At 51.2% G+C, this 10,145-nt stretch carries 10 protein-coding genes; 9 read left to right on the forward strand and 1 reads right to left on the reverse strand.

Annotation, left to right across the window (positions count from 1 at the left end):
* The first annotated feature begins 107 nt into the window (after positions 1-107).
* Together pstB (BM412_RS03910) and phoU (BM412_RS03915) are read left to right on the forward strand one after the other, a co-directional pair.
* Entirely contained in the window at positions 108-878 is a 771-nt protein-coding gene (gene pstB, locus BM412_RS03910) for a phosphate ABC transporter ATP-binding protein PstB (protein WP_091214203.1), read from the forward strand.
* Between the two features lie 35 nt (positions 879-913).
* Entirely contained in the window at positions 914-1,573 is a 660-nt protein-coding gene (gene phoU, locus BM412_RS03915) for a phosphate signaling complex protein PhoU (RefSeq protein ID WP_091220157.1), read from the forward strand.
* A gap of 77 nt (positions 1,574-1,650) precedes the next feature.
* Here phoU (BM412_RS03915) and BM412_RS03920 read toward each other — a convergent pair whose 3' ends face one another.
* Complete coding sequence (locus BM412_RS03920) at positions 1,651-2,568, reverse strand: LysR family transcriptional regulator (protein ID WP_091214205.1); 918 nt, start codon at positions 2,566-2,568, stop codon at positions 1,651-1,653.
* A 186-nt stretch (positions 2,569-2,754) separates the two neighbouring features.
* Between BM412_RS03920 and BM412_RS03925 the strand changes: the two genes are divergently transcribed.
* The 7 genes from BM412_RS03925 (at position 2,755) to BM412_RS03955 (ending at position 9,873) form a co-directional block, all read left to right on the forward strand.
* Positions 2,755-3,693 carry a phosphate ABC transporter substrate-binding protein gene (locus BM412_RS03925; protein ID WP_091214207.1) on the forward strand — a complete coding sequence of 313 codons (939 nt, stop codon included), beginning with the start codon at positions 2,755-2,757 and terminating at the stop codon, positions 3,691-3,693.
* Between the two features lie 95 nt (positions 3,694-3,788).
* Positions 3,789-4,727 (forward strand): phosphate ABC transporter permease subunit PstC, encoded by a 939-nt coding sequence (pstC, locus tag BM412_RS03930; RefSeq protein WP_091214209.1) that lies wholly within the window; start codon positions 3,789-3,791, stop codon positions 4,725-4,727.
* Positions 4,724-5,611 carry a phosphate ABC transporter permease PstA gene (gene pstA, locus BM412_RS03935; protein ID WP_091214211.1) on the forward strand — a complete coding sequence of 296 codons (888 nt, stop codon included), beginning with the start codon at positions 4,724-4,726 and terminating at the stop codon, positions 5,609-5,611. Before pstC ends, pstA begins: the two co-directional genes overlap by 4 nt.
* A gap of 15 nt (positions 5,612-5,626) precedes the next feature.
* The gene (pstB, locus tag BM412_RS03940) at positions 5,627-6,385 is read left to right on the forward strand and encodes a phosphate ABC transporter ATP-binding protein PstB (RefSeq protein ID WP_091214214.1); all 759 of its coding nucleotides are present in this window, start codon (positions 5,627-5,629) and stop codon (positions 6,383-6,385) included.
* Positions 6,386-6,407: 22 nt separating this feature from the next.
* The gene (gene phoU, locus BM412_RS03945; protein ID WP_091214216.1) at positions 6,408-7,067 is read left to right on the forward strand and encodes a phosphate signaling complex protein PhoU; all 660 of its coding nucleotides are present in this window, start codon (positions 6,408-6,410) and stop codon (positions 7,065-7,067) included.
* Positions 7,068-7,216: 149 nt separating this feature from the next.
* A complete protein-coding gene (locus BM412_RS03950) occupies positions 7,217-8,704 on the forward strand; it encodes a GGDEF domain-containing protein (protein WP_177245652.1) in 1,488 nt (495 codons plus the stop codon).
* Positions 8,701-9,873: an EAL domain-containing protein gene (locus BM412_RS03955; protein ID WP_143111561.1), complete on the forward strand. Its 1,173-nt coding sequence runs from the start codon at positions 8,701-8,703 to the stop codon at positions 9,871-9,873. Before BM412_RS03950 ends, BM412_RS03955 begins: the two co-directional genes overlap by 4 nt.
* The last annotated feature ends 272 nt before the right edge of the window (positions 9,874-10,145 follow it).

Consider the following 10,145-nt stretch of genomic DNA (forward strand, 5'->3'; position numbering starts at 1 on the left):
TGCGTTTACAAAACGAACATATTCGATAAACAAATTCACGCTATCCTTGTTCATGGAAGGCCTGAAACGGACGGTTAAGAAGTCCACCCAATACGGAGGAATAAGCCATGCAATCAACAGCTTCCCAGACTTTGATCGATATTCATAAATTAAATTTACATTATGGACAATTCCACGCCTTGAAGGACGTAACGATGGATATTCCGGAGAAAGCGATCACGGCTTTCATCGGACCCTCGGGCTGCGGGAAATCGACGCTGCTTCGTACGCTTAACCGGATGAATGATATGATTCCAGGCACAAGAATCGAAGGCAAGATCACAATCGGCGGTGCGGACATCTATTCGAAAGAAGTCGATGTGGAAACACTGCGCAAGAAAGTCGGCATGGTATTCCAACAGCCGAATCCATTCCCGAAATCCATCTATGATAATGTAGCCTACGGCCCGCGTCTGCACGGCATTCGCAGCAAACAGAAGCTCGACGAAATCGTGGAATCAAGTCTTCGTTCCGCGGTATTGTGGGATGAAGTAAAGGATTATCTGAAGCGTTCGGCACTTAGCCTCTCCGGCGGACAACAGCAGCGTCTATGTATTGCGCGCGCAATTGCCGTTAACCCTGATATTCTGCTTATGGACGAAGCGACTTCCGCACTTGATCCGATCTCGACACTGAAGATCGAAGAACTGGCACAAGAGCTGAAAGATAAATATACGATCGTCATGGTCACGCACAACATGCATCAAGCGGCACGTGTTTCTAATCAGACGGTATTCTTCCTCAATGGTGAAGTAGTGGAGTTCTCGGAGACAGAGAAGCTGTTCTCCAATCCACGCGATCAACGCACGGAAGACTATATTAGCGGCCGATTCGGCTAATTCCTAAACGACAGAGGGAGAGCATTTAAGTGATGATGACGAAGCGCAAAGAATTTGATCATGGACTCGAGGAATTGAACGAGCTGATCGTAGATATGGGTCAACGCGTAGAGGCGGTTATCGCAAAGGCGATGAACGCATTGGAAACGATCGATGTACCTGCAGCCAAGCAGATCATTCAAGATGACAAATCGATCAACAAAATCGAAGAAAAAATTTCGGAATTAGGTGCGATGCTGATTGCCACCCAGCAGCCGGTTGCGAAGGATTTAAGACGTATCCTGGTCGCTTTCCGAATTGCCTCCGACTTGGAGCGGATGGGCGATTTGGCAGTAGACGTAGCAAAAGTCGTGCTGAGACTGGAAGGGCAAGTATTGATCAAACCTTTGATTGATTTGCCGCGAATGACGCAGATCGTGCAGATGATGACTTATGAAGCGATACAATCGTTCGTTCAAGAGAATGTCAACATGGCTTACAAAATGGCTAAAGACGATGATCTGGTCGATGCGCTCTATTCGCAAATCATCCGTGAGCTGTTCTCGCTCATGATGGAAAATCCGAAAACGATCTCCCAAGCCAATCTGCTTAGCTTCGTCGGACGTTACATCGAACGTTTCGCGGATCATGCAACGAACATTGGGGAATCCGTCGTGTACCTGGTAACAGGTTCGAGACCGGACTTGAACTCCTAATCCACAAACAGCCCTTATTTCTCTAAATAGCATGCCCTAAAGCAGCTGCCCTAAAGCAGCCGATTCGAAGCGTAACTTTACTTCGAATCGGCTGTTTTTTGCAGCTTAAGGAGCTCTTTAAGCAAAGCGACCATGCGCTGCTGCTGTGCCGGATTCCAATAATCCGAGCGCCAGGCGGCAACCAGTTTCCAGCTTTGCTGCTGGCCGGGAAGAGGGAGTCGTAGAATGCCACCGGACAATGAAGGAGTTGCGGAGCTGGGAAGCAGCGCCAGCAAGGAACCGGCTCGGACCGCATTCAAGGCCAAATCGATACGATCCGTCGAAAGCGGACTGCTAAGTTTGAGCTGTTCCTTCGCAAACCAGCTGCTTACCGCTTCCTCAACGGAGGGATCGGCAAGCTTTACATAAGCTTGACCTTGAAGCAAATAAGATGATGCGGTACCGCCCTGTGCATCAAGCAGAGGATGGGATTTAGTCGTATACAGCGACAGCCGATCCTCAAGCAGCAGTTCCGATTGGCAGCCTTGCAGCTCCCGCTGATAGCGCGGCGAATCCCCATACACAATAAGATCAAGTTTCCCTGTATGCAGCTGCTCAATCAGGTGGTTGGTTTGACCGGTAATGAGGTTGATTTGTAAAGATGAAGCTTCCTCGGCGTGTCGATACCAATTCCCGCCGAATAGGACGGAGGAAGCTGCATCCGTACAGCCGATGACGAATTGATGTTTCCCTTGCTCCCGGTAAGAAGCGAAACGCTCCTGAGCCTCGCGAAAGAGGCGGTCAATGCCCTCGGCATACTGATACAGCAGTTTGCCGGATTCCGTAAGCATCACCTTTCCTGTTTTCATCTCGAAGAGCGGCATTCCCCATTCTTCCTCGAGTTTCTTCATATGAAAGCTCACCGTAGGCTGCTTCATGCCAAGCTCATCGGCAACTGCAGTCACTTTGCGGAGCCGCTCGATCAATACCAAAATCTGCAATCTTAATATATTCATAATAATAACGCTCCAGTTTCGATTTGCTATTTAATAATTCTATATTAAGCAGTGTTTTTATACAATTCCTCTATGTAGTTTTTGCATTGCGTTAACACTTCGAAAATATCAGATTAATACGGGACATCTATACTAAGTCTTGTAAAACAAATAACCGCGCAGGAGCGGAAGGAGAAACGAACTGAAATGAAAAAGGCATTACTAATTGTTGTAGCACTTATGTTGACGATCGGTTTGGCGGCTTGCGGCTCGAAGAATGAAGAGAGCACGAACACCAACTCACAAAATAGCGGTACGAATAACGCAGGCGCCGGTGAAGCTTTGAGCGGATCGATTCTGGCAACAGGTTCTTCCGCACTTCAACCGCTTGTTGAGCAAGTTTCCAAGAAGTTCATGGAAGACGCGAAATACTCGGGCATCACGGTTCAAGTTCAAGGCGGCGGCAGCGGCACAGGCTTGACTCAAGTATCCGGCGGTCAAGCAACAATCGGTAACTCCGATATTTTCGCGGAAGAGAAGTTCACGGATGCAGATGCGGATAAAGCAAAAGAATTGGTCGACCATCAAGTAGCGGTTATCGCCATGGCAACCGTAGTCAATAAAGACATTGCAGTAGACAACCTGACTAAACAACAGCTTGTAGACATCTTCACCGGTAAAGTGACGAACTGGAAAGAAGTTGGCGGCGCAGATGAGAAAATTACGATCGTAAACCGTCCGGGCAGCTCAGGCACTCGTAAAACATTTGAGAAATACGCACTGGGCACGAAATCCGAAGACGTTAAAGGCTCCATCCAAGAAGATTCCTCAGGTACGGTTAAGAAGCTTGTTGCCGAAACACCTGGCGCTATCGGTTACCTTGCCCTTTCCTACATCGACGACACTGTAAAAACAGTGAAATATGAAGGCGTAGAAGCTACGGAAGCAAACATCGTAACAGGCACTTATCCGGTATGGGCTTACGAGCACATGTACACAAAAGGCGAGCCGGACGCAGCAACTAAAGCATTCCTGGACTACATGACAAGCGACGATATTCAAAACGCCGATGTTGTGGAACTTGGTTACATCCCAATGAGCAAAATGGAAGTAAAACGCGATGTTGACGGCAATATCACGAAATAAGTAAAACCCTAAACAAATAGCACAGTCATTAGAGGTGGATACACTCCGCCTCTAATTGCCTGTCATGAGAATGCTAGTTGAAGGAGAGAACATTCATGGAGCAGCCCGCTCGTACAGATAAGAAACGGATTCAAACGGGGAAGTCAACAAGAGCTATTGTGAAACCGCACGTCATGGAGGAATGGGTAGGTAAAGTATATACAACGCTGTGTATTCTAGTCCTCGTGATCACGATTGCAGCTATTGTCTATTTCGTTTCTTCCCGCGGTTTGACTACGTTTATTATGGATGGCGTGAGCCTCGGCGGGCTGCTAAGCGGCTTGAAATGGGATCCGGAAGGTGATATTCCGCTTTATGGCGCGTTGCCATTCATCTTCGGATCATTCAGTACTTCGCTTCTTGCAGCATTGCTCGCAGCACCGCTTGGTATCTGTGCAGCCGTGTTTATGACGCAAATTATGCCCGGTGTCGGTAAGAAGGTGCTGCAGCCAGTTATTGAGCTGCTCGCCGGTATTCCATCTGTTGTATTCGGATTTGTCGGATTAAGTATTGTCGTACCGGCGCTTCGGGCTTTATTCCCGGGCCAAGGTATCGGAATTGCGGCGGGATCCATCGTGCTCTCGCTTATGATTTTGCCAACTGTAACGACGATTGCTACGGATGCGCTGGCTGCATTGCCTCGCGGGTTGAAGGAAGCTTCCTACGCGCTTGGTGCTACACGCTGGCAGACGATTTACCGCATTGTACTGCCAACCACGCTGCCATCGCTCTTAACGGGGGTTGTTCTGGGGATGTCCCGGGCCTTTGGTGAAGCATTGGCTGTACAAATGGTCATCGGTAACTCCCCTCATATCCCGCATTCCTTGTTTGAATCAGCTTCAACGCTGACGAGTGTCATCACACTCGATATGGGTAATACCGTTATGGGCTCCACGCACAACAATGTTTTGTGGTCGCTCGCGCTCATCCTGCTTAGCATGACCTTTGTCTTTGTATTCATAGTCCGCTTCTTGGAAAGGAGAAACCAACGATGAACGCCAAAACCGCAGATCGAATTGCCACAGGTGTCATTATCGCCGTCGCCTCACTCATCGTTCTTATTTTGGCGGGATTGCTCGGTTTTATCCTATTCCGCGGAATAGGCCATATCAGCTTTGATTTCCTGACCTCCGCACCTCAAACCATTAAGGCCGGAGGCGGTATCGGACCGCAGCTCTTTAACTCCTTGTTCTTGCTTGTATTGACCTTGATCATCACAATCCCGCTCGGACTTGGTGCCGGGATCTATATGAGCGAATACGCAAAGCCGGGCCGTCTTACGGATTCCATTCGTTTGGTGGTCGAAGTGCTTTCGTCTTTCCCTTCGATCGTAGTTGGTTTGTTTGGACTCCTCGTTATTGTCAACTTATTCGGCTTCGGGTTCTCGCTGTTCTCCGGTGCGCTCGCGCTGACCGTATTCAACCTGCCGCTTATGGTTCGAATTACAGAGCAATCGCTCAGCGGAGTGCCGCGTGAGCAGAAGGAAGCGAGCTTGGCGCTTGGCTTATCGCGCTGGAAGACGATCACATCGGTTATGCTGCCGATCGCAATGCCGACGATTGTCACAGGTACCATTCTTGCTTCGGGCCGTGTATTCGGTGAAGCGGCTGCGCTGCTGTTCACTGCCGGCATGAGCTCGCCGCGCCTGGATTTCACGAATTGGAATCCGCTCAGCCCATTCTCGCCGCTGAATCCGTTCCGTCCGGCAGAGACGCTGGCGGTGCATATTTGGAAAATCAACAGTGAAGGTTTGGCTCCGGATGCCGCAGAAATCGCTGCAGGTGCTTCTGCCGTCTTGCTCATCATGGTTCTCCTGTTCAACTTCTCGGCCAGATGGTTTGGAAGATATTTGCATCGTAGATTTACAGCAACCAAATAAGGAAGGGTGATGAACATGCAAACAGAAGGATTGGTAGCCAAAGACCTTCATGTATTCTATGGAGAGAAAGAAGCAATCAAAGGCGTATCGCTTGCATTCGCCGCGCGTGAAGTAACGGCATTGATCGGGCCTTCAGGTTGCGGTAAATCCACATTTCTGCGCAGCTTGAACCGGATGAATGATACGATTGACGGTGTTCGCACATCCGGAGAGATCTGGATGGATGGCGAGAATGTGAACGAGGCCGGCGTCGATGTTGTTCAACTGCGCCAGAAGATCGGCATGGTTTGGCAGCGCCCGAACCCTTTTCATAAATCCATTTATGAAAATATTGCTTTCGGACCGCGTTACCATGGCGTTCGGAACAAAAAACAGCTGGACGAAATCGTGGAGGACTGCTTACGCAAGGCAGCGCTTTGGGATGAAACGAAGGACCGGCTGCACAACTCCGCGCTTGCACTTTCAGGCGGCCAACAGCAGCGTCTGTGCATCGCTCGCTCGATCGCCGTTAAACCGAAAGTCATCTTGATGGATGAACCCGCGTCAGCACTCGATCCGGTATCGACTGCAAAGGTGGAAGAGCTGATTTCGGAGCTGAAGCAGGATTTCAGCATCGTCATCGTAACTCACAATATGCATCAAGCGGCAAGGGTATCGGACAAGACCGCGTTCTTCTATATGGGCAAAGTCGTGGAGTATGATCAAACGGACAAAATCTTCACGAATCCATCCGAGAAAGCTACCGATGATTACATCTCGGGCCGTTTCGGGTAATCCATCGCAGGAGGCGACGCAGATGATCAAGCGAAAAGAGCTGGACGAAGGGTTGGAGCTGCTGAAACAGAAGCTCATTGAGATGGGGAACCGCGTTGAAACGGGATTAGCCGGCGCGATGAAGGCGCTGGAGGAGTTAGACGTTGAAGCGGCGCGCATTATTATTGCGGAGGATATTAAGCTTAATCGACTGGAAGAGAGCATCGACGAGATCGGTGCTCGGATGATTGCAACGCAGCAGCCGGTCGCGAAGGACTTGCGCCGCATCCTGATCGCCTTCAAGATGGCGGCCGATCTGGAGCGGATGGGCGACCTGACGGTCGATATCGCGAAGGTCGTCGTACGCCTTGAAGGGCAGACGCTCATGAAACCGTTGGTTGATCTTCCGCGCATGGCCGAGATTACGGGCCAAATGATTCGCGAATCCATCCAATCCTACGTACAGGAAAATGTAAATCTCGCCTGCAAGATGGCCAAGGACGATGATCATGTGGATGCGCTTTTCGCGGAAGTGATCCGTGACTTGTTCGCCGTGATGATCGAGAATCCGAAGACCATTTCGCAAGCCAGCTTGATCAGCTTCGTCGGCCGTTATATTGAGCGGATCGCCGACCATGCCACGAATATCGGGGAAAGCGTCGTATTTCTCGTGACGGGCAAACGTCCCGATTTGAATATGTAATTCATTGGTTTAAGCCGGTGCTGCGCATGATGCGCGGCACCGGTTTTTTTTACGTGGAGTTAACAATAGGACAATACTTCCATCACACTTTATTCCTACAATGGAACATATGGGATAGTCAAAAAGACTCAGGCCTAAGAGGGATTCATATGAACGAAATCAGCTACGGATTATTAGACAAAACAATGCTGCATCGTTTACAGGAAAGTTGGCATCAGGATGGCATTGGTGTGATTGCCTTACAGCTGCTTCAGGGCACGCCTGCCGCGGTTGACGAGGTCTTGAATGAATGGGTGAGCGTACAGGATGGGCTCGTGTGGCACAGCACGATGGGGGATGACCGGTTTTATTTCTTAGCTTGCGGGCTGTCGGGGGCTACAGAACTGGAGTCGCGGCTTCGACTTGGAATCGATCATTTGAAAGAGAAATTATGTAAAGCGTTCGAGGCTATTCGGATCGTCAGCCTGAAAGAACTGGATGGGAAACCGGAGTTTGCGGTAGGACATGCCGTTTCCTTTCCTTCATCGGCAAATGGCCGCTCCATGGAAGTGAGTATGTATGAAGCAATCAAGGAAGCCTGCGAGATGGTGGTCAGCCTCAGGTCAGGCGAGCGTGATGATCAGCAGGAGCATCGGCAGGAAGAGTTCTTCAGCAGCGTCCCTTCGTCTGTGTCGATAGGTTCTTTAGCCAAGACGGTTCCGATGTTTGCCCCGGGCTCGCTTGTTTCCGACCTATCGCGCATGTTCGAATCCAATCCGCATATTCAAGGCGCGGTTGTTGTTCAAGAAAGCAGGCCGATTGGGCTTGTCATGAAAGAAAATATGAATCAGCTGCTGGCAGGGCAATTTGGTCTGCCGCTCTATTGGAATCGGGCGATTGCCCGAATCATGGACAAGGAAGCGCTTGTCGTTGATGCGGAGCTGCCGGTGGAGCAAGTGGTACAGCTTGCGATGGCCAGGGATATTTCCCGTCTCTATCATCTCGTCCTTATTACGCGAGGTGACAAATTTGTCGGCGCGGCATCGGTGCGCTCGATTCTGGAGTGCATGACGCAGCTGCGCACGGAGGAAGCGCGGACTGCGAACCCGCTTACGGGTTTGCCCGGCAATGCGTCCATTCAGCGCGAAATGCAGCGGCGGATCGATGCAGGCAGGCCATTCACGATTATTTATGCGGATTTGGATTATTTCAAATGGTTTAATGATTGCTTCGGCTTCAGCCAAGGGGATGCGTTGATCCGTTTTCTTGCGTCCGTCCTGCAGGAGGTCGCGCAGGTTGGCGGGAAACGGGACGATTTTATCGGCCATATCGGCGGGGATGATTTCATCATGCTGACCGATCGCCTGGAATCGGAGAAGCTGTGTCGTCTGCTGCTTGCAAGGTTCGATAGCGGCGTTAGAGCCTACTACGGGCCAACGGAAGTATTGAACGTTGTTGATCGCAGCGGGGTGGCGGTGCAGCAAGAAGGCGTCACTTTATCGCTGTCGCTGCTCAGCTGGAATGGGGCCATTCCATTAACAACAGCCGTTATTTCGCAAGCGGCGGCGCGGGTAAAGAAGCAGGCGAAAGGAATTCGCGGCAGTGCCTATGTGGCCAGCGATGTATTCGGAGAGCAGCTGGGAGAGGGAACGACGTGACAGTAACTAGAGAAACCAATCGGATGGGCATTATATATTTCGCTTGGCAAGGCAAAGCAATTGAGCAGGAAGACGTAAAGGTGAAGCTGGATGCCAAGTGGCGTGGATTCGCCGAACAGGTGATGACGGAGCAAGATGCTGTCAGTACAACCGGACTTTCGAAGCTATGGATGCGCGATGACCTGTTTGTATGCCTGGCCCTTCCTCCTTCACGTTTCAGGTCACCGGAAGAGGAGCTCTTGACGTTAGGCAGCAGACTGAAGCTCGACTGGGAAGAGCGGTTTATGGCCGCTGCGTTCGGTGGTGCGATTCCGGAACTCAAGCTTCATGCAGGTGTTTCCTTCTTGGATGGCAGCATCTTGTCGGAAGAGGAGCGGTTGTATGATGGCATTAAACGCGCGATCATTCACGGACAGCCTTCCGGCGCAACGGAACGCAGCTTGAAGCGCAGAGCGCTGGAGCACATTCTCATGGAGCGGCTCATTCATCCGGTTTATCAGCCCATAATCTCGCTGCAATGCGGGACCGAGGCTGCATACGGATATGAGGCGCTTTCTCGCTTGCCCGACAGACGCTGGTTTGACGGACCGCTGCAGCTGTTTGATTTTGCCTCGGAAGAGGGGATGACTTATTCGCTGGACCGGCTGGCTCGGGAGCGGGCGATCGAAGGCAGCGCGGGCTTATCGGCAGGGCAGAAGCTGTTTATCAATATCACGGCCAAGATCATGAACGACCCTTCCTTCACTACAGGGCGGACTATGCTGCTGCTGGAGCAATACGGGCTGTCTCCGCATCATGTCGTGTTCGAAATTACGGAGCGCAGCTCCATTGAGGATTTCGGCGCGGCGAAGAAGATTCTGCAGCATTATCGCACGCAAGGTTATCAGATCGCCATCGACGATGCGGGAGCTGGTTATTCGTCGCTGCAGTCCATCGTAGAGCTGGAGCCGGATTACATCAAAATCGACCGCTCCCTCATTCATGGCATCCATCAGGATAGCATGAAGGCCCATCTGGTCCAAACGTTTACGGAGCTGGCTGCCAAAATGGGCATCTCGCTGGTAGCGGAAGGGATCGAGGAAGAGAGCGAGCTTCACTATATCAAGTCCATCGGCGTTCACTACGCACAAGGGTACTTGCTTGGCAGACCGCAGCCTTCCATTGCGTAGCGCAGCAATTTGAAGTGATTGGGGGATTATCGCGTAGTAGCTGCAAGGCTAGGGGCGAGGAAGTGCTGGACTCCCTCGCCGCGCGCATTTCACGTGTCGCTGTATATCCTCAGGGTGCCGACTGCGTGTATGCCGCCGGGATATGCGCTCTCGGCGAAGAAGTGCTGGACTCCCTCGCCGCGCGCATTTCACGTTCCGCTGTAAATCCTCAGGGTGCCGACTGCGTGTATGCCGCCGGGATATGCGCTCCGACAGGTGAGTTGCGTCGTGTG

This window comes from Paenibacillus sp. BC26, from assembly GCF_900116125.1.
GTDB lineage: Bacteria > Bacillota > Bacilli > Paenibacillales > Paenibacillaceae > Paenibacillus_Z > Paenibacillus_Z lignilyticus.